This is a genomic window from Novosphingobium sp. SG754, from assembly GCF_013149315.1.
Classification (GTDB): domain Bacteria; phylum Pseudomonadota; class Alphaproteobacteria; order Sphingomonadales; family Sphingomonadaceae; genus Novosphingobium; species Novosphingobium capsulatum.
Map to the genome: position 1 here is coordinate 343,263 of NZ_JABGCC010000001.1, position 18,671 is coordinate 361,933.

Sequence of the window (18,671 nt, forward strand, 5' to 3'; positions counted from 1 at the left end):
AATAGCGGTAGCTTCAAGGCCTGGGTCCACTATGATCGGCCCAATGGCATATCGATGGCGATCGTGTCACGGATCGCAGAGTGTGGGGCCGATCGTGCGGGTGCGGGCAATCGATCTCAGCGTCGGGTATTTCGGGCTGCAGATCGCGTTCGGTATCCAGAGCGCCAGCCTGAGCCGGGTTTTCCAGGGTCTGGGCGCGTCGGTCGATCAACTGGCCATCCTGTGGTTGGCCGGGCCAGTGACCGGGTTGCTGGTGCAGCCGGTGGTTGGCGCGCTGAGCGATCGGGCGCCCACGCGGTTCGGGCGGCGGCGGCCCTATATCCTGCTGTCGGCGCTGGTGGTGATCGCGGCACTGGCCGCCTTGCCGCTGGCGGCATCGCTGGTGGTGGCGGTGGCGGCGGTGTGGATGCTCGAAGCGGCGATGAACGCGCTGCATGCGCCCTATCGCGCGCTGGTGGCCGACACATTGCCGCCCGACGAACACGCACGCGGCTATGCGATGCAGACCGTTTTCATCGGGCTGGGCGCGCTGGCGGGCGCCTGCGCACCGATCCTGCTGGCCTGGGGCGGCTGGTCCAATGTTGCGCTGCCGGGCCAGACCGCACCCTCGATCCGGGTGGCGTTCGTTGCCGCTGCAATCGCCGTGGCGCTGTCGGTGGGCTGGACTGTGGCGCGGGTGCAGGAACCCCCGGGCAGTGGCGCGGGGGATGACAAAGCGGCGGCCACGATGGGCCGCAAAGCGGAAGTCGCCGCGCTGTGGCATGCGCTGCGGCCCGTGGCGGTGATCCAGTTTTTCAGCTGGTTCGGGCTCTATCTGCTGTGGGTCTATGCCACGCCGGTGGTCGCCGCGCAGCTTTATGGTGCCACGTCGCCATTCGACGCGGCCTATGGCAAAGGGGCAGACTTCGTGGGCGTGCTGTTCGGCACCTACAACGGCGTTGCCGGGGTGTTTGCCTTCCTGCTGCCCAGGCTGTTCCGCCGCTTTGGCGTCACCCGTGTGCATGCCGCGGCGCTGGCGCTGGGGGCAGCGGGGCTGAGTGGTTTGGCGTTGCTCACCCATCCTGCCGGGCTGATCGGTTGCGCGGTCCTGATCGGCATCGCCTATGCCTCGATCCTCAGCGCGCCGTTCGTGCTGGCTGGGCGGGCGGTATCAAGTGCGACGGCGGGCATGTTCATCGGGGTGATGAACATCTTCATCGTGGTGCCGCAGCTGTTTGCCGGGGTGAGCATGGGCTGGGTCATCGCGCATCTGCTCGGCGGAATGGCCTGGCCGGTGCTGCCCCTGGCCGGAGGGCTGATGGCCGCTGGTGCGCTGCTGAGCCTGTGTCTGTCAGGCATGGACGAGCGCGATGCCACAGCGTAGTGCAAGCTAATGCAAAAGCAGAGCAGATCATGGCGCGGGTAAAGCGCGGCGGGCCAACGCTGGGCGGTGTTGCCGCAGAAGCAGGTGTATCGGTGGCGACCGTATCCCGCGTGCTGACCGGGCACAGCGCGATCAGCGAAGAGACGCGCGAGCGTGTGCTGAGCACCGCTGACCGGCTGGGCTATGTTCACGTGCCGCAGCGGGTGCGCCGGCATCAAACATCGCTGTCGGAGCAGATCTGCCTGGTCGTGCCGGTGGCAACCGCGCACGGCAGCCAGTTGGCCAACCCGTTCGAACTGGCGCTGATCGGCGGGGTTGGCACTGCGCTGCGCGAGCGGCGGCGCGATGTCTCGATCGTGTGGCAAACACCCTATGACGATGCCACGCTGGCGCAGTTTTTGGACCAGAGCGCCTATGCCGGGACGATCTTCCTGGGCCAGTCGCAGTTTCACGATACGCTCAACCGCTATGCCGCCATGGGCAAGCCGCTGGTGGCCTGGGGCGTGGAAGTGGCAGGGCAAAGCTATTGCTCGATCGGCAGCGACAATCACGAAGGCGGTTTCCAGGCCACGGCGCATCTGTTGCGCAAAGGGCGGCGGCGCATCGCCTTTATCGGTGCGATGCCCCCCATTCCCGCCGCCCGCACGCCGTTTTCGCAGATCGCGATCCGGCTCGACGGCTATCGCGCGGCACTGGCTGCGCACGATGTGCCGTTTGATCCCGACATGGTGCAGACGCCGACGGCCGGGCAGTTTGAAGGCGCAGAAGCGGTCGACAATCTGCTCGAGCGGGGCATCGCATTCGATGCGATCGTTGCCGCATCTGACCTGGTGGCGCTTGGCGCGATCCAGACGCTGCGGCAGCGGGGCATCCGCGTGCCCGATGATGTGGCGGTAATTGGCTATGACGATATCGACGCAGCCGCGCTGTCGACGCCGGGGCTCACCACCATCCGGCAGGATGTGATCAAGGCGGGCAATCTGCTGGTGGCCAAACTGCTGCGCATTGTCGACGGCCATCGCGCCAAGTCGGAGCGGTTGCCGACGAACTTGATGATTCGGGAATCCTGCGGGCGCTGAGCGTCTATCGTTTGTGCAAAATAATGATGATGTTCATGCATAAGACGCTGGAAAAATTATCATAAAATCGGATAGTATGTACCTCGCCATGTAAATTGCAATCGTTTGCAGAAAATATTTGCATAAGTTTGCAAGTCGGGTCACTTTCCCTCGCATCAGGTGTGCCGCCCAGCAGAGGCGTCTAGGAGGGGATTATCATGCGTGCATGTCGTTTGGCATTGATGGCTTCGGTTGCGTGGATGGGGCCGATGACTCCCGCGCTGGCGCAATCCGCCCCGTCTTCACCAACTCAGTCTTCGGCAACCCAGTCTGCCGCTGCCGCCGACGCGCCCGCCGCTGGCGCGGCACAGGGCAGCGACCTTGGTCTCAACGAGATCATCGTGACCGGTACGCGCACGGGCACCCGCAAGTTCGAAACATCGTACGCCATCACCACCATCGATCCGCAGGCGATCGCGCAGAAGGCGCCGCTCGGGATTGCCGATCTTATCGCCTCGACGCCGGGTATCTATGTCGAAAGCTCGGGCGGGGAAGTTGGCAACAACGTCTATTCGCGCGGTCTGCCGGCCGACAACTATCGCTATCTGCCGCTGCTCGAAGATGGCCTGCCGGTTTGGGAGGAAGGGGCGGGGGCCTTTACCAACGCCGACGAGTTCTTCCGCGTGGATGCCACGATCGACTCGCTCCAGATCGTGCGCGGCGGCTCGGCCTCAATCACCGCGTCGAATGCCCCGGGCGGCGTGGTCAACGTATTGACCAAGCGCCCGACCCGCACATTCCAGGGCATGGTCAAGAGCGAGATCGGCGATTGGGATCATTATCGTCTCGATGCCAATGTCTCGGGCCCGCTGACCGATCGCCTGTCGTTTGCGATCGGCGGCTTCTATCGCGAGGACAATGGCCTCAGGGACCCCGGCTTTACCGGCAACAAGGGTGGCCAGTTCCGCGTTGGTCTGCAGTATGACTTTGTCGATAGCGGCTCGCTGTTCGTCAGCTATCGCAAGCTCAACGACAAGAACATCTTCTATACCGCCATTCCGCTGGCCAGCCCCAGCCAGGGCCTGCCGGGCCTTGATGCCGGCACGGGAACGCTGGTCAACAATGCCTTTGGCCGGCTGACCGTGCCCGATGGCAATGGCGTGTTCGACAAAAATGTCGATCTCACCCAAGGCATCCACACCAATACCGACACCTTTACCGCCATCTTCAACAAGCCGCTGGGCGATGGCTGGGAGATCAACGACCGCGCGCGCTACACGTCTGGCACGGTTGATTTCAACGGACTGTTCAGTTCCGGCGTCGCCACCAGCCAGGGTTTTCTGGCGAACGCACTGACTCGCTTGCAGGCCGCACGGCCCGATACGGTATCGGCCGTCTATCGCGATGCCAGCAATGGCCAGACGGTGGAGGCATCGGCGCTGGGCAATCAGCTTGCCCTGACCGAGAGCATTTTCAACACCGTGGTGAACGTCAAGAACGTGATCAACGATCTGACCATCACCAAAAAGCTCGACACCGGCATGGGCCAGCATACCCTGACCGCTGGCTATTACTTCAGCCATTTCAACCAGACGCAAAACTGGAACTGGAACGATATCCTGGTCGAAGGCGTCAACCGTCCGCGCTATTTCGACGTGGTCGGGCTCAACGCCGCGGGGCAGCAAACCGTGGCGCTGACCAAGGACGGGCTGCTCAATCTGCACAGCAATTTGCAGCGTTTCCATGATGATGTGACGGTCAATGCGCTGTACCTGACCGATGCCTGGCAGGTTACCAACAAGCTGCGCATCGATCTGGGGGCGCGGTATCACCACGTCGCCAAGGAAGGCACGATTGCGCAGACCACCAGCGCCAACCTGGGTGATCCCTCGACCATTGCCGATGACAACGTGCTGGTCTTCACCGGCGCCAACACGCAATATCGGTTCAAGACCGGGCAATGGGCCTTTTCTGCTGGCGCCAATTATGAGTTCAGCAAGCGCGTTGCGGCCTTTGCCCGCTATAGCCGCAGCTTCCGCGTGACGCCGGAGTTCGTTCAGTGGTTTGGCGGCGTGCCGGTGGAAAACCGTATCGACCTGGTCGAAGGCGGCGTGAAATACGCAACGCGGCCGTTCTCGGCCTTTGTCACGCTGTTCTATAACCGGTTTCCCAACGTCGCCTTCCAGACGACCGTTGCCGGGCCGAATGGCCAGGCGCAGACCATCAACCAGAAGGCAGCGGCGGAATCGCGCGGTATCGAGGTCGAACTTTCGCTGCGTCCGGCCGATTTCTTCGAACTGGCAGCCAGCGGCAATTACCAGAAGATCACCTATACCAGCTTTGCCGGACAGGACGCGAACGGCCCGTTCGATTTTAGCGGCAACCAGATCGTGCGCCAGCCAGAGGTGCAGTTCTCGATCCGGCCAACGCTGCATCTGCTGCGCGACCGGGTGAACATCTTTGGGGAGGCGGCCTACACCGGCAAGCGTTATGTCGACGTGGCCAATACCATCGTCCTGCCGCACTATACCGAGGTGCGGCTGGGTGCGAACTGGAAGATCACCGACGCGCTTCAGGCCCAGGTGGTGGCGACCAACCTGTTCAACACCGTTGGCTTGACCGAGGGCAATCCGCGCGCCGGCTCCATCGTCGGGGTGCAGGAAACGGCGTTCCAGGGTCGCCCGATCTTTGGCCGCCGCGTTCGCGCCAGCCTGACGTATAACTTCTGATGGAACAGCGGCTTGGCATGATCGCCGGGATCGCGGCGCTGGTCGTGGCCACTCCTGCCCTGGGGCAGGAGTGGCAGACGGTCACCTCGCCCGATGGCCGGATTGTGGTTGATCTGGCGGTCGACCAGGGCGAGGCGGTGTACCGTGCGCGGTACAACGGCAAGCCGATCCTCGATCGCTCGCGGCTCGGCTTCCGGTTCAAGGATGCCGCGCCGATCGATCATGACCTCGCGCTGGTGGCGAGCCGGGCGACCGAACTCGACCGGCCCTGGACCCAGCCATGGGGCGAACGCCGGCAGATGCGTGAGCACTATCGCGGCCTGGTTGCCACGCTTGCCGCGCCAGACGGCCGCAAGCTGGGCGTCGAGATCCGCGTGTTCGATGATGGCTTCGGTTTCCGCTATACCCTGCCAGGCTCGGCGCAGCAGCCGCTGGTGATCAGCGATGAGGAGACCGAGTTCCACTTCGCGCAGAATTACCGCGCCTGGTCGATCCCGGCCTATCGCGAGAAATACAGCGAGTACGAATACAGCCGCTCGGCGCTGTCCGCGATCCAGACCGCGCAGACGCCGCTGACCCTCGAAGGCGATGGCGTTGCCCTGGCGGTGCACGAGGCGGCGTTGGTCGATTTCCCGTCGATGAACCTGCGAATGCCTGATGAAAACAGCCGCACTCTCAAGGCCGATCTCTCGCCTTGGTCCAATGGCGATCGGGCGCGGACGCATGGTGGAGCGGTAACCCCGTGGCGGGTGGTGATGGTGGCGCCCGACGCGGCGCATCTGGCGGATTCGACGATTGTCCTCAATCTCAACGAGCCCAACCGCCTGGGTGACGTATCCTGGGTGAAGCCCGAAAAATACATCGGCATCTTCTGGGCCATGCACACCGGGCTGTTGACCTGGGAGCCGGGGCCAAAGCTGGGGGCCACCACCGCGCGGGCCAAATCCTATATCGATTGGGCGGCGCAGCATGGCATTGCCGGCGTGCTGGTCGAAGGCTGGAACGTGGGTTGGGACGTGCCGGAATGGTGGAAGAACGGCCATTCGCGTTTCGTGTTCGACCGTGCCCAACCGGCTTTCGATATGGCCGAAGTATCCGCCTATGCCCGCGCCAAGGGGGTGGACCTGATCGGCCATCACGAAACCGGCGCGCAGGTGAAGGACTATCTCAGCCAGCTTGAGCCCGCGCTGGATTACTACGATCGCTATGGCGTGCGGGCGATCAAGCTGGGCTACGTCGGCACGCGGCTCGACCAGACCGAATGGCCCGACAGCCAATACGCGGTGCAGAGCCTGCAAACGGTCGTCGCCGCAGCGGCACGGCATCATATCGCCATCTTCCCGCATGAACCGGTCAAGGATACCGGTCTGCGCCGCACCTGGCCCAATCTGATGAGCCGCGAAGGCGCGCGGGGGCAAGAGTATAACGGCGGCAGCCCCGATGGCGGCAATGCACCCGACCATACCACCATCCTGCCGTTCACGCGGCTACTTTCCGGCCCGTTCGATTACACGCCCGGCGTGGTCCATTTCGATTATCGCGCCAACCGGCCTGACAACCGCGTGCCGTCCACGCTGGCCAACCAGCTGGCGCTCTATGTCGTGTTGTACAGCCCGGTGCAGATGGCGGTTGACCTGCCCGAGCATTATGACGAGCACGCCGATGCCTTTCGCTTTATCCACGATGTCCCGACCGATTGGGAGGAAAGCCGCACGCTGCAGGGCGCGATTGGCGAATATGCGGTCGTTGCCCGGCGCGATCGGCACAGCCCGGATTGGTATCTGGGCGCGATCACCAACGATACCGCCCGCAGGCTGACCGTCCCGCTCGATTTCCTCGACGCCGGCGCGCGGTATGAAGCGACGATCTATGCTGATGGCCCGGGCGCGGACTGGCGCACCGCACCCGAAAAGGTTGCGATCCGCCGGCAAACGGTTACGGCGCGAGACACCCTTGCGCTTGATCTGGCGCGGGGCGGGGGGCAGGCGATCCGGTTTCGCATGCTGCGCTGATAGTCGATCGGACTTGGCGGCTTGTACAAATTACGCAACCCCTGCCGGGCTGGACCAAAAACCGCCATTTCCGCGTCGGCTCGTCGCGCAATATTCCCGACATTCCGCTTCCTCGCCTACTTAAACTGGCGGTTTTTGCCTCCAGCCGTGGCGTTGTGGAATTTGTCCACGCCGCCTAGCACTACGTTGGCAGAAAAATAAATTTTTGGGATTCCCAAGGTGAGAAATGAGTAGCCCCTAGTTTTTGGCGCTGCCCTATTACGATGCCACGCTGTGGCCGGCATTACAGGCGACTGGCATTACGCTCTATGCCGTCAGTGCACAGAACCCGGTCGACCTTGGTCCGACCGAGCGGCATGGCTTGCGCTATGCCACGTTGGCCGACCCAGACTATGCCCTGGCGCGGCAACTGGGCATCACGTTCTTTCCCGAAGACCAGCCCTCGGTCGCGCCTGGCACCCCCTTGGATTGGCGCCACGCTGGGTACCCAAAGCTATGAAATGACCCAGCCGCATCGATCCCGATCACACCCTGCGTCATCTGGCCGTCAGCCCGGACTGGCTGGACCGTCCCGAATTCGATGCCATTCTGGCGCACCTCCCCGAGGTCAACGTGGCTGGAGCCCTGGTGCCGGGATAACCGCCCAGCCCGAAATCGCGACGCTTGCCGTTGGAGGTGAGGCGAAGCACCCAGGATTTGTGGCCCGAGGCCTGAACCAGCAACATCAGGCTTTTGCCGTCGCCGTAGCGGCCGGGCTGGGTCAAGTTGCTGATTTTTAACGCCGTAAGTCGATGTGAGTTCGACATATGGGCTCGTCCCACAATCTTACCACACAAAAATCCGGCTTTGGGGGAACGTCAATGGACGATGCAGGACGCGCAAAGTGCCCTGAACGTCGAAAACGCTAGGGTTTTTCGGACACTTATGGATATCAGCGAATAGGTCTGGAAGGGGCAATGGTGCCCGGGGACGGAATCGAACCGCCGACACCGTGATTTTCAGTCACGTGCTCTACCAACTGAGCTACCCGGGCTTGCCGCGCTGGCGGGCCGTTTGGCCGGCGCCTTGCGTTTGGTGAAGCGCCCTATGGCGAGGTGGCCCGAGGTTGTCCAGCCCTCAATTGCATCTATTTTTCCACAATCGGTTTTTTGGACCCGGGCTCGCCGCGCTTCAATCCGGGCCTTCCTCTTCGGCGTCGGCGGGCGGGCCGGGCAGGGCATAGCCGTCTTCCAGCCAGCGCATCAGGTCGCGGTCGCGGCAGCGGGCAGAGCAGAATGGCTTGTGTGCATCGCTGCGCGGTTTGCCGCAGATGGGGCAGCGCTTGGGGGTGGTGGTCATGGGGTGATGGCCTGGGCAAATCCGGCGGTGGGCGCAAGGGTTTCGTCGAGCGACCAGTGCAGCATGCGGCCTGTGCGGCGGGCCAGTTCATCCTGCCAGGCGGGCAGCACGGCACGCGCCAGGGCGGGGTGGCAGGTCAGCAGCAAGGCGCCGGGATCGCGCACCTTTTCCGCGCGGCGCAGCAATTGCCGTGCCGCCGCGCCCAAGGGGTGGCGGGCAAACAGCGCGGGCAGCGACGGGCGCTCCAGCCGGCTGACCAGCTGGACGAAGCCATAGCCGTTCATGGCCGTGCGCTCACCACGCCAGCCGGTCTGTGCGCCGCGGTCCGTCAGTTCTTGCGCCAGTGCCGCATCTACCGCTTGGCGATCGCGCTTTTCACCCAGCGTGGGGAAATCGATGCCGATCGACCCGCCGATATCCATGCGCATGATCGCGGCGGCGATGGCCGGCACTGCGGCAAGGGCAAGGGCGGTGAGCGGCGGGCTGCCGTCAATATCGATCAGGGTCATCGCCGGGGTCGGGCTGATGCACAGGGCGCCGCGCGCGAAGGCGATCTCGCCGCTCATCGCCTCGTCCACCAGGTCATCCCAGCCGGCCTGGTCGAGCGCGGGATCGGTGGCGTGGATCAGGCGCACGGGCTGGCCGGTGGCGGCCAGTTGCTGCGCCAGGGTGGGGGCAGGGCAGGCCTCTTCACCAGGGGCAGCAGGGCGCGCCATCGGCAGCTTGGTGCGGCCCTTTTCGGCAATGGCGGCGCGCGTGACGCGGAACAGGCCGCTGGCGCCCTCGTGCAGGTCGGGCGTCAGGCCATCGACCAGGGCAACGGCGCCGTCGGCAAACTGGACCGTGCCGCGCCGCGTGCCGGCAAGGCGGCTGGCGACGCGCGCGGGCGCTACCAGGCCCACGGCAAGCCCGCCCGGCCATGCAAGGCGCGCAGCCAGGATCTGCGCACCATCGACCAGGGCGGCGCGGGTTTCGCCAATGCCTTCTTCCACCAGCCAGGTGGCGGTCATGGCGTGCTCAGGCCAAGAGGCCGGCGGCCACCAGCAGGCGCCGGGTTTCGAACAGGGGCAGGCCGATCACGCCCGAATGGCTGCCGGCCAGCCAGGCGCAGAAGCCTTCGGCGCTGCCCTGGATGGCATAGCCGCCGGCCTTGCCGTGCCATTCGCCGCCGGCGATATAGGCGTCGATCTCAGCTTCGGAGAGGCGCTTGAAGCGCACGATGGTTTCGCTCAACGCTTCGCGCAGCGTGCCATCGGGCATCAGCAGGGCAACGGCGGAGAAAACGCGGTGGCGGCGGCCCGACAGCAGCGCCAGGCAGTGGCGCGCGGTGGCCTCGTCCTCGGCCTTGGGCAGGATGCGACGCCCGGCGCCGACCACGGTATCGCCCGAAAGGATGGCGCCATCGGGCGCGAGTGCCGCCGCCGCGCGGGCCTTTTTCGCAGCCAGGCGCACGGCGTGGACACGCGGCGTCTCACCCGGCAGCGGGCTTTCATCGATGTCGGTGGCGATAATGCGATCGGGCACCAGCCCCAGGCGCGCGATCAGATCACGCCGGCGCGGGCTGGCCGAGGCCAGCACCAGCGGCGGCACAGTCGCAGTCATCAGAACGAGCCCGGCAACGGTACAGGCCCGGGCATCAGTACTGGCCGGGGCCGCCTCGGCCAGGCATGAAGCGGTAGGTGATGCGCCCCTTGGTCAGATCGTAAGGGGTGAGTTCCACCAGCACTTCGTCGCCCACCAGCACGCGGATGCGGTTCTTGCGCATCTTGCCGGCGGTGTGGCCCAGGATCTCGTGATCGTTTTCCAGACGCACGCGGAACATGGCATTGGGCAGCAGTTCCACCACCGTGCCGCGCATCTCGAGGAGTTCTTCTTTCGCCATCGGCGGGGTCAGTAGCCTTTTGTCTTGAATGGCCGGAAAGACAACCGGCACCGACGTGGCGCAAGCTGCATAGCCATGATCGAGGGGGTCGCGATAAAACGACGCGCGTGGCGCCCATAGCGTTCCGGCCGGCAAAAGAAAAGCCCCGCATTTGCAGCCAGGTTCCAGTGGTGATCCGGGCATCGGCACCGCGCCCGGCCAGCCGATGTTCATCCGCGCTGGACGACAAATTGATACGATTTGTGTGTTGTTTCAATTTGTCAGGCGCGCCAGCAGGATCGCCTCGAAGCCATGATGGGGTTTGTTGCGCGTGTCTGTTCGTCTTGCCTTGCTGTGTGCCGTTTCCGCGCTTGCCGTTTGCGGGGGTGAGCGGGCCTTGGCCGCAGACCAGGCTGCGCAGGCGCCCGCTCCTGCCCCTGAGGCCGATGGCACCACCGGCGCAACCGCTGGCGGCAGCGGCCAGCAGATGGTCAATACCCAGGGCCAGTTGGGCGTGGATGCCAACGGTGACGGCGTGGACGACGTGACCGGTGAAATCCTGGTCAACGCCGCGCCGATCAAGGGCGTGGTGCAGGCGCAGCAGCCCCCGATCGTGACGCTGGATGAAGACGAAATCGCCGCCTATGGCGTCAATTCGATCCAGGATCTGCTGACCGTGCTGGCACCGCAGACCGATTCCGGGCGCGGGCGCAGCAGCGACGGGCCGGTGATCCTGCTCAATGGCATGCGCATTTCCAACTTCCGCGAAATGCGTGGGCTGCCGCCCGAGGCGATCCGCCGGGTGGAAGTCCTGCCCGAGGAAGTGGCGCTGAAATACGGCTATCGCCCCGATCAGCGCGTGGTCAACTTCATCCTCAAAGACCACTACAAGAGCATCAGCAGCGAAACCGAGGCCAGCGTGCCGGGCAACGGCAGCTATGCCGGGTTGAGCGAGGAAGCCACGCTGGCCAAGATCGCCAACAAGGCCCGCATCAACGTGACTGGCACGGTATCGACGCAAAGCGCGATCACCGAAGCCGAGCGCGGCATCAGCCAGGCCAGCGCGGCCACAGGCACCGGCACGGGCGGCAACAGCACCGTGGCGGGCGACCCCAACCAGGCCGATTACCGTACGCTGCAGGCCAAGGCCGATAGCGCCGCGTTGAATGCCACCTGGTCCAAGCCGATCGGACTGGGCACCGGGTTGACGCTCAACGCGCTGGCGCAACGTGATTACAGCCGCAGCTGGAACGGCCTCAACACCGTGACGCTGACCGATCCCGACAGCGGCAACAGCGTGACGCGCACCACCACCGCGCCCGAGCCGCTGACCACGCGCACCTATACTACCACGCTCTCGGCCGGCGCCGGGCTCAACACCGGCATCGGCGCCTGGCAGCTATCGGTGACGGCCGACGGCAGCCATGTCACCACCGATACCCGGATCGACCGCTCGGCTGATCTTTCGGGCCTGCAAACGCTGGTCGACGATGGCAGCCTGAGCGCCACGGGCGCGCTGCCCAGCGGCGCGATCATCGCTGGCGGGGCCGATCGCGCGCTGAGCCGCACCGACAGCCTGACCTCGCTGGCGACGGCCAACGGCCAGCCGTTCCGCCTGCCGGGCGGGGCAACCTCGCTTACAGTCAAGACCGGCTTTGCCTATTCCGGCATCCACAGTACCGATACGCGCACCGCCAACGGGGCGATTGATCTCAAGCGTGGCGACGCGCAGCTGGGTTTCAGCCTCGACGTGCCGATCACCAGCAAGCGCGAGAACTTCGGCGGTTTCCTCGGCAACCTGTCGCTCAACATGAATGCCGAGGCGCACACGCTGTCGGACTTTGGCGCGCTCTATGATTATGGCGCTGGGCTGACCTGGCGCCCCACCGACAAGTTGAGCTTCACCGGCACGTTCATCGGTGCCGAGACCGCGCCCTCGTTGACGCAACTGGGCGCGCCAACGACCACCACCCAGAACGTGGCGATCTATGATTTCATCAAGGGCCAGACGGTGCTGGCTACGGTGACCAGCGGGGGCAACCGCGACCTGCTCAAGGAGCGCCAGCGCGACGTGAAGCTGGCCGGCAACTGGACCTTGCCGTTCCTGACCAATTCGACCTTCGTGGTGGAATATTTCCACAACCGCAGTTTCAACACCAGCAACAGCTTCCCCCTGCTGACGGCCGAGGTGGAAGCGGCCTATCCCGGGCGCGTCACGCGCAATGCCGCAGGCGATATCGTGTCGGTCGACGAAAGCCCGGTGACGTACGCGCGCCAGGAAAGCGAAAGCTTCCGCTATGGCATCAACCTGGCGGGCAGTTTTGGCACGCCCGATCCCAATCTGGTGCGCCAGCGCGGCATGCGGGGCATGATGGGGCCGGGTGGGCCACGCATGGGTGGCGGTGGACGTGGCGGGCATGGTGGTCCGGGCGGCCCCGGCGGTCCTGGCGGGCCCGGTGGCCCCGGTGGTCCGGGCGGCTTCGACGGGCGCGGGCGCTGGAACCTGTCGCTGACCCACACGATCATGCTGATGAACCGGGTGCAGCTGACGCCGGGCGGGACGGTCTACGATCTGCTGGGCGGCAGCGCGCTGTCGAGCACGGGGGTAGCGCGGCACAGTATCGAGCTGGAAGGCGGCGGCTTCTATCGCAGCTTTGGCGTGCGCCTGACCGGCACCTACACCGGATCGGCCCACGCGGATTCAGGCACGACCAGCCTGGATTTCCACCCCATCGCCAAGTTCAACTTGCGCCTGTTTGCCGATCTTGGCCGCCGCCCCGGCGTGGTCAAGGCCGTGCCGTTCCTCAAGAATGCACGGCTTTCTCTGGCGGTGAACAACGTGTTCGATGCCCAGCAGAAGGTGACCGACCAGACCGGCGCGATTCCGCTGCGCTATCAGGCTGGCTATCTCGATCCCACCGGGCGGGTGTTCAAGCTGGAATTCCGCAAGATGTTCTGAGGGCCTAGACGAACCGCCGGCCCTGGACGAATTCCCGCGCCGCGGTGCGTTCCTGTTCGCGGCGGTGTTCGCTGAAATGATCGGCGAACTGGCGCAGGGCGATCACCTGTTCCAGCGCCAGTGGCTCGTCAAAGTGAAAGCCGCAATGGCCGCCCCTGATCCACACGGCGGCGCCGAACCCTTCGAGGCGGTTGATTTCCAGCACCCCGGTTTCGCCCAGCGCCGGCGGGCATTGCAGGACCAGGCGCGCCCCGGTGCGCGACAGGTCTTCCACCAGGCAGGGGCACACGCCACGGCGCAAGATCAGGCGCCCGGGAATGTTGAGCCTTGCCCGTGCATCCGCGCGGCGGCCGCGCGTTGCACTATCACCGGTGACGGGGGCATTCACCATGGCTGCCACGTTTACCCCGGCATGGTAAAGGTATCATCTGCAATCATCTACGTAGATATACGGATGATACTTGTCCACGATCGGCATCCTTTCGGGCTCTCCCCAAACGGGGTAACAGCCACTATCTGGCAGGGATGGCCCGCAAGAGCGCATCTTCCCCGCCCGACCGTGATACCGAGCGTTTCCATGAAGACGCCGCAATCAGCACGATGCGCGGCACCGACCAGCCCGATCTGGAACGCGGCGTGGAGACCATCCGCGACGTTGTCCGCACGCTGAAGCCCAAGCCCGGCGTCTATCGCATGCTCGATGCGCGCGGCGACGTGCTCTATGTGGGCAAGGCGCGCGCGCTGAAAAATCGCGTGGCCAATTACACCCAGGTCGATCGGCTGCCCAACCGCCTGCGCCGCATGGTCAGCCAGACGCGGTCGATGACGATCGTGACGACCAATTCCGAGGCCGAGGCGCTGCTGCTCGAAGCGCAGCTGATCAAGCGCTATCGCCCGCCTTACAACGTGCTGCTGCGCGACGATAAGTCGTTTCCCTTCATCCTGTTGCGGGCCGATCACGCGTTTCCGCGGATTATGAAGCATCGCGGCGCGCGCAAGGCCAAGGGCAATTACTATGGGCCCTTTGCCAGCGCCGGCTCGGTCAACACCACGATCAATGCGCTGCAAAAGCTGTTCCTGCTGCGCAGTTGCAACGATGGCTTCATGGCGCGGCGCGATCGGCCCTGCCTGCTCTATCAGATCAAGCGCTGCAGTGCCCCGTGCGTCGATCGCATTGCCGAGGCGGACTATGCCGAACTGGTGCGCCAAGCGAAGGATTTCCTCGGCGGCAAATCGGGCGCGGTGCAGCGCGAGATCGAAACCCAGATGAGCGAGGCAGCCGAGAATCTGGACTTCGAACGCGCGGCCATGCTGCGCGACCGCTTGCGCGCGGCCACGTTCATCCAGGGCAGCCAGGCGATCAATGCCGAAGGCGTCGGCAATGGCGATGTCTTTGCCATGGCCAGCAAAGGCGGGCAGATCGCGATCCAGGCCTTCTTCATCCGGGGCGGGCAGAACTGGGGCCACCGCGCGTTCTTCCCCACCCACACCGAGGGGCTGGAAGAGGCCGAGGTGATGACCAGCTTCCTGGCGCAGTTCTACGAGGAAGTGCCGCCGCCGCGCCTGATCATGGTCGATCGCATCCTGCCCGAGGCGGAGTTGCTGGCCGAGGCCCTGCACGAAGGTGCGGGCGGCAAGGTGGAGATCACCGTGCCGCAGCGTGGCGACCGGCGCCGGCTGATGGAGCAGGCCAGCCGCAATGCGGTGGAGGCGCTCGATCGGCGGCTGGCGGAAACCGGCACCAAGGCCAAGATCCTGCGCGAACTGGCCGAATTCCTGGAACTGCCCGATGTGCCGCAGCGCATCGAGGTTTACGACAACAGCCATATCCAGGGCACCAATGCGCTGGGTGGCATGGTCGTGGCCGGGCCGGAAGGCTTTCAGAAGGGCCAGTATCGCAAGTTCAACATCAAGCGCGCCGAAACCCGGCCGGGGGATGACTTTGCCATGATGCGCGAAGTCATGGCGCGCCGCTTTGGCCGCGTGCAGGAGGAAGACCCCGATCGCCAGGGCGGCACCTGGCCCGATCTGGTGCTGATCGATGGCGGCAAGGGCCAGATGACGGCCGTGCGCGAGACACTGGAAGAACTGGGCATTGAGGATGTGCCGCTGATTGCGGTATCCAAGGGGCCCGATCGCAATGCCGGGCGCGAGCATTTCCACTTTCCCGACGGCCGGGAAAAGCTGCTGCCGCTCAATTCCCCGGTGCTGTTCTACTTGCAGCAACTGCGCGACGAGGCGCACCGATTCGCCATTGGTGCGCACCGCGCCAAGCGCAGCCGGGCGATCACCGCCAGCCCGCTCGACGAGATTCCGGGAATCGGTCCGGCGCGCAAGCGTGCGCTGCTGTTGCATTTTGGCACCGCCGGCAAAGTGCGCGCCGCCTCGCTCGAAGACCTCATGCGTGCGCCCGGGGTCAGCGCCGCGGTGGCGCAAACCATCTATGATTTCTATCATCCCGGGGCGTAAACAGCTGCCCCAGGGGCATTTGTGGAAATTATCAGACAATTGTCGTGCTGGTGTTGTGCCAGCGTGAAGTACCGCAGTGGTTATTTGCGGTTTCCCTCAAATAGGGGATGACGAAAACACCCTTAATGCTCGATAACCGTGTTAGGCAACGTCTCTGCACATAGCTTGCGGCATGACAGGGATAGTCAGCGTAATGTGGCAAGGATCGGCAGCCCACCAGGGGACGTGGTGGAGCAGGACCGACCGGCAGGGTGGTCCGTCGCTGCCTGGGGGGTACGATGAAGCAGGGGGTTGGGCGCGCGCCGCAGGTTGGCGCGTCGCACCGTAAGGAGTGGGGACAAGTCGTGGTGCCGGGTGTCGGTGCGGGGCGGCGGCCGGTTGGCCGGCTGGTGCTGCGCGTGGCGGCCTTGGGTGCCTTGGCGCTGGGGGCGCTGCCGCTGGGCACTGCGGCGGCCCTGGCGCAGGATGCGGCCGTTTCCGACAAGACGCTCGAACTGGAATTCTGGCGCTCGGTATCGACCAGCAGCGATCCCGAGATGTACGATGCCTATCTGCAGCAGTTTCCCAACGGTACCTTTGCCCTACTGGCCAAGGTAAAGGCCGCAGCGCTGCGGCGCGGGGCGACCAGTAGCCCGGCGGCAGCGCCGGCTACGCCGCCTGCGCCGGCGATTGCCGCGCCAGTGCCGGTTGCCGCCGCGCCGGCCGCAGTCACCCCGCCGCCCGCAGCTGCCCCAACCGCTGCGGTCGCTGCCACCGCGCAGGCCGGGCCCAACGAAACCGCCGCCGCCAGCCTGCTGGCGAGCCTGGCCGCCGCGCAGGAAACCCCCGCGGCACCGGCCGCAGCTGCCTCTGCTGCAGCCCAGGCTGCCGCCCCGGCACCGCAGGACATTACAGCCGGTCGGCCCCATCTGGAAACGGTGCCGGCGGTCGTCCTGCCCGCCCGTTTTTGCAGTGCCGAGGAACGCAACGCCTTCCACGCGCAAACCTATCGCCCTGCCGGCGAAGCGGCCGAGGCCAACAACGGCAAGGCCATCGCCTATCTGCAATCGATCCAGGCCCGCTATGACGCGATGGCCGCAGGCGATGCCGACATGCGCAACGCGCTGGCCAAGGAAGCACGCGATTACAAGTCGATAGCCGACGCTGCCTTTCAGGCGCAACAGGCGCTGGTGCGCCAGTTCGACGCGCTGATGGCGGTTCCGATCACGTCTTGCGGAGTGGCCAAATGATGCGACGCGTGCCCTTTGCCCTGGCGACCCGAGGCGTGATGCTGCTCGCCCTTTGCCGTGCCCCGCTGGTCCAGGCCGCCGCGCCGCCGCCGATCTCGCCACCGGCCTCTTGCCTCGATAGCCCGACGTTCGAAGCCGCGCGGTTTCATCAGTTCCAAACGATGATGATGACCGTGTCGCTGCGTTGCAAAAGCCACGGCATGGATGTGGAAACCAGCTTTTCGCGCATGATGATCGTGCACCAGGGCGTGTTTGCGGCGGCCGACAAGGCCATTCGTGGCTATATCAGCCCGGCCCACGGCTTTGCCGACAAGCGCGCGTTCGATAGCTATGCCACGCTCGTGGCCAATCGCTATGGCGGCGGCGCCACCAACCTGCAGGCCTGCACCGCGATCGACCGGGCGATCAAGACGGTGACGGCCGACATCACCGGCGCCACGCTGCGCTTTGTGGCAACGGCCATGGTGGCCCACCCGGAAATGGAGCGCATGGCCTGCGCCCTGGTCGGCCAGCCTACCAGGCCTGGCACCACGCCCGCCCCGCCGGCCGCTGCCGGCGCGGCGACCATCGCAATGGCCAGCCCCGCAGCGCCGCGGCCCGGCAAATAGCGCGGCGACGGTTCAGGCGCGGCGGCGCACCAGGCCTTCTTGCGCGGTTTCGGCCACCAGGCGGCCATCCTGGGTAAAGATGCGGCCACGGCTGAAACCGCGCATGTTCCCGGCCCAAGGGCTGTCGCAGGCATAGAGCAGCCATTGATCGGCGCGGGCATCGGCGTGGAACCACAGCACATGGTCAAGGCTGGCAACCTGGGCGCTGCCGGCCTTGCCGCTGATGCCGTGGGGCAGCAGGCTGGTGCCGAGCAAGGTCATGTCGCTGACATAGGCGATCACCGCGCGGTGCAGCGCCGGATCATCGGGCATCGGCGCCACGCAACGCAGCCAGGTGTGCGCCACCGGTTCGGCCGGGGTTTCGCGCAGCCAGTTGAGCGGTTCGGCCGGGCGCATCTCGATCGCGCGCGGCCGCGACAGCAGGGCGCGGCGCTGCTCTGACAGGCGATCGGCATAGATCGTGAGCAGGTCCGCCTCGCTCGGCAGGTCATCGGGGCTGGGCACCGAAGGCATCGGCAGGCCGTGCTGCAGGGCAAGGCCCTCGCCGGCCTCGCTACGGCGGTGGAACGATGCCGTCATGGTGAAGATCGGCGCGTCGCCCTGGCTTGCCACCACGCGGCGGTTGGCAAAGTTGCCGCCATCGAGATCGCGCATCACGGTATAGCGCGTGTCGGCATCTTCGCTGCCTGGGCGCAGGAAATAGGCATGCAGCGAATGCACCGGCCGATCGGCGGCGACGGTGGCCTGTGCGGCGGCAAGCGCCTGCGCCACGATCTGCCCGCCGAATACGCGGCCCACGCCCCCGGGCTTGCGCGGCCCGGTAAAGAGATCGGCGCCGGCCTCGGGCTGAACCGTCAGCAGCCGGACAAGGCCGGCGGCCGTCGCGGCAGGATCATTGGAATCGGACATCAGGGTGGAAGAGAGCGGGTGCAGCATGATCGCGCGCCTATTCCAGGCGTTCCGCCAAGGTCAACGCATCGCGGCGGCTCGTCACAAATATGAAACCAGGGGCAGGTGATGAACCACCCGGGCCAGGAAACAGGCC

16 protein-coding genes and 1 tRNA gene are annotated in these 18,671 nt (G+C 65.3%); 9 read left to right on the plus strand and 8 right to left on the minus strand.

Annotated features, from left to right (window positions below; all coding sequences use genetic code 11):
- Nucleotides 1–82: 82 nt before the first annotated feature.
- From FHW97_RS01515 to FHW97_RS01535, 5 genes are all read left to right on the plus strand, one after another.
- A complete protein-coding gene (locus FHW97_RS01515) occupies nt 83–1,363 on the plus strand; it encodes an MFS transporter (protein ID WP_054130732.1) in 1,281 nt (426 codons plus the stop codon).
- A 29-nt stretch (nt 1,364–1,392) separates the two neighbouring features.
- Entirely contained in the window at nt 1,393–2,442 is a 1,050-nt protein-coding gene (locus FHW97_RS01520) for a LacI family DNA-binding transcriptional regulator (protein WP_054130731.1), read from the plus strand.
- A gap of 248 nt (nt 2,443–2,690) precedes the next feature.
- Nucleotides 2,691–5,150: a TonB-dependent siderophore receptor gene (locus FHW97_RS01525; protein WP_171797809.1), complete on the plus strand. Its 2,460-nt coding sequence runs from the start codon at nt 2,691–2,693 to the stop codon at nt 5,148–5,150.
- Entirely contained in the window at nt 5,150–7,162 is a 2,013-nt protein-coding gene (locus FHW97_RS01530) for a glycoside hydrolase family 97 protein (protein ID WP_171797810.1), read from the plus strand. The genes FHW97_RS01525 and FHW97_RS01530 overlap by 1 nt, the downstream gene beginning before the upstream one ends.
- A 244-nt stretch (nt 7,163–7,406) precedes the next feature.
- On the plus strand, nt 7,407–7,661 hold the full coding sequence (locus FHW97_RS01535) for a hypothetical protein (RefSeq protein ID WP_171797811.1): 255 nt from the start codon (nt 7,407–7,409) through the stop codon (nt 7,659–7,661).
- A 37-nt stretch (nt 7,662–7,698) separates the two neighbouring features.
- On the opposite strand, the gene FHW97_RS22320 is transcribed toward FHW97_RS01535, so the two are convergent.
- From FHW97_RS22320 to infA, 6 genes are all read right to left on the minus strand, one after another.
- Entirely contained in the window at nt 7,699–7,968 is a 270-nt protein-coding gene (locus FHW97_RS22320) for an Arm DNA-binding domain-containing protein (protein WP_369801217.1), read from the minus strand.
- Between the two features lie 151 nt (nt 7,969–8,119).
- Nucleotides 8,120–8,195 (minus strand) — tRNA-Phe (locus FHW97_RS01540).
- A 137-nt stretch (nt 8,196–8,332) separates the two neighbouring features.
- Nucleotides 8,333–8,500 carry a DNA gyrase inhibitor YacG gene (yacG, locus tag FHW97_RS01545; protein WP_062786044.1) on the minus strand — a complete coding sequence of 56 codons (168 nt, stop codon included), beginning with the start codon at nt 8,498–8,500 and terminating at the stop codon, nt 8,333–8,335.
- A complete protein-coding gene (locus FHW97_RS01550; protein WP_171797812.1) occupies nt 8,497–9,510 on the minus strand; it encodes a ribonuclease E/G in 1,014 nt (337 codons plus the stop codon). Before FHW97_RS01550 ends, yacG begins: the two co-directional genes overlap by 4 nt.
- 7 nt (nt 9,511–9,517) lie before the next feature.
- Nucleotides 9,518–10,102, minus strand: a complete 585-nt coding sequence (locus tag FHW97_RS01555; protein ID WP_171797813.1) for a nucleoside triphosphate pyrophosphatase — start codon at nt 10,100–10,102, stop codon at nt 9,518–9,520.
- Nucleotides 10,103–10,136: 34 nt separating this feature from the next.
- Nucleotides 10,137–10,382 (minus strand): translation initiation factor IF-1, encoded by a 246-nt coding sequence (gene infA, locus FHW97_RS01560; RefSeq protein ID WP_022675624.1) that lies wholly within the window; start codon nt 10,380–10,382, stop codon nt 10,137–10,139.
- Between the two features lie 310 nt (nt 10,383–10,692).
- Here infA and FHW97_RS01565 point away from each other — a divergent pair, with 310 nt between their 5' ends.
- Nucleotides 10,693–13,320, plus strand: a complete 2,628-nt coding sequence (locus FHW97_RS01565) for a TonB-dependent receptor (RefSeq protein WP_171797814.1) — start codon at nt 10,693–10,695, stop codon at nt 13,318–13,320.
- Between the two features lie 4 nt (nt 13,321–13,324).
- Here the strand turns inward: FHW97_RS01565 and FHW97_RS01570 are convergent, their stop codons facing one another.
- Entirely contained in the window at nt 13,325–13,711 is a 387-nt protein-coding gene (locus FHW97_RS01570) for a PilZ domain-containing protein (RefSeq protein ID WP_022675627.1), read from the minus strand.
- A 134-nt stretch (nt 13,712–13,845) separates the two neighbouring features.
- Here FHW97_RS01570 and uvrC point away from each other — a divergent pair, with 134 nt between their 5' ends.
- The 3 genes from uvrC to FHW97_RS01585 all read left to right on the plus strand — a co-directional run bounded on the left by uvrC (nt 13,846) and on the right by FHW97_RS01585 (nt 17,626).
- A complete protein-coding gene (gene uvrC / locus FHW97_RS01575) occupies nt 13,846–15,789 on the plus strand; it encodes an excinuclease ABC subunit UvrC (RefSeq protein ID WP_171797815.1) in 1,944 nt (647 codons plus the stop codon).
- Between the two features lie 278 nt (nt 15,790–16,067).
- Nucleotides 16,068–17,018, plus strand: coding sequence for a hypothetical protein (locus tag FHW97_RS01580; RefSeq protein WP_171797816.1), 951 nt, complete (start codon nt 16,068–16,070; stop codon nt 17,016–17,018).
- Complete coding sequence (locus FHW97_RS01585; protein ID WP_171797817.1) at nt 17,015–17,626, plus strand: hypothetical protein; 612 nt, start codon at nt 17,015–17,017, stop codon at nt 17,624–17,626. The genes FHW97_RS01580 and FHW97_RS01585 overlap by 4 nt, the downstream gene beginning before the upstream one ends.
- 12 nt (nt 17,627–17,638) lie before the next feature.
- Here the strand turns inward: FHW97_RS01585 and FHW97_RS01590 are convergent, their stop codons facing one another.
- A complete protein-coding gene (locus tag FHW97_RS01590) occupies nt 17,639–18,535 on the minus strand; it encodes an acyl-CoA thioesterase II (protein ID WP_171797818.1) in 897 nt (298 codons plus the stop codon).
- Between the last annotated feature and the right edge of the window lie 136 nt (nt 18,536–18,671).

Coding starts and splice junctions, on each gene's coding strand:
- FHW97_RS01555 (WP_171797813.1), bottom strand. CDS start 10,102: ATGACTGCGACTGTGCCGCCGCTGGTGCTGGCCTCGGCCAGCCCGCGC.
- FHW97_RS01585 (WP_171797817.1), top strand. CDS start 17,015: ATGATGCGACGCGTGCCCTTTGCCCTGGCGACCCGAGGCGTGATGCTG.
- FHW97_RS01570 (WP_022675627.1), bottom strand. CDS start 13,711: ATGGTGAATGCCCCCGTCACCGGTGATAGTGCAACGCGCGGCCGCCGC.
- FHW97_RS01580 (WP_171797816.1), top strand. CDS start 16,068: ATGAAGCAGGGGGTTGGGCGCGCGCCGCAGGTTGGCGCGTCGCACCGT.
- FHW97_RS01590 (WP_171797818.1), bottom strand. CDS start 18,535: ATGTCCGATTCCAATGATCCTGCCGCGACGGCCGCCGGCCTTGTCCGG.
- FHW97_RS01550 (WP_171797812.1), bottom strand. CDS start 9,510: ATGACCGCCACCTGGCTGGTGGAAGAAGGCATTGGCGAAACCCGCGCC.
- yacG (WP_062786044.1), bottom strand. CDS start 8,500: ATGACCACCACCCCCAAGCGCTGCCCCATCTGCGGCAAACCGCGCAGC.
- FHW97_RS01520 (WP_054130731.1), top strand. CDS start 1,393: ATGGCGCGGGTAAAGCGCGGCGGGCCAACGCTGGGCGGTGTTGCCGCA.
- FHW97_RS22320 (WP_369801217.1), bottom strand. CDS start 7,968: ATGTCGAACTCACATCGACTTACGGCGTTAAAAATCAGCAACTTGACC.
- FHW97_RS01530 (WP_171797810.1), top strand. CDS start 5,150: ATGGAACAGCGGCTTGGCATGATCGCCGGGATCGCGGCGCTGGTCGTG.
- uvrC (WP_171797815.1), top strand. CDS start 13,846: ATGGCCCGCAAGAGCGCATCTTCCCCGCCCGACCGTGATACCGAGCGT.
- infA (WP_022675624.1), bottom strand. CDS start 10,382: ATGGCGAAAGAAGAACTCCTCGAGATGCGCGGCACGGTGGTGGAACTG.
- FHW97_RS01525 (WP_171797809.1), top strand. CDS start 2,691: ATGACTCCCGCGCTGGCGCAATCCGCCCCGTCTTCACCAACTCAGTCT.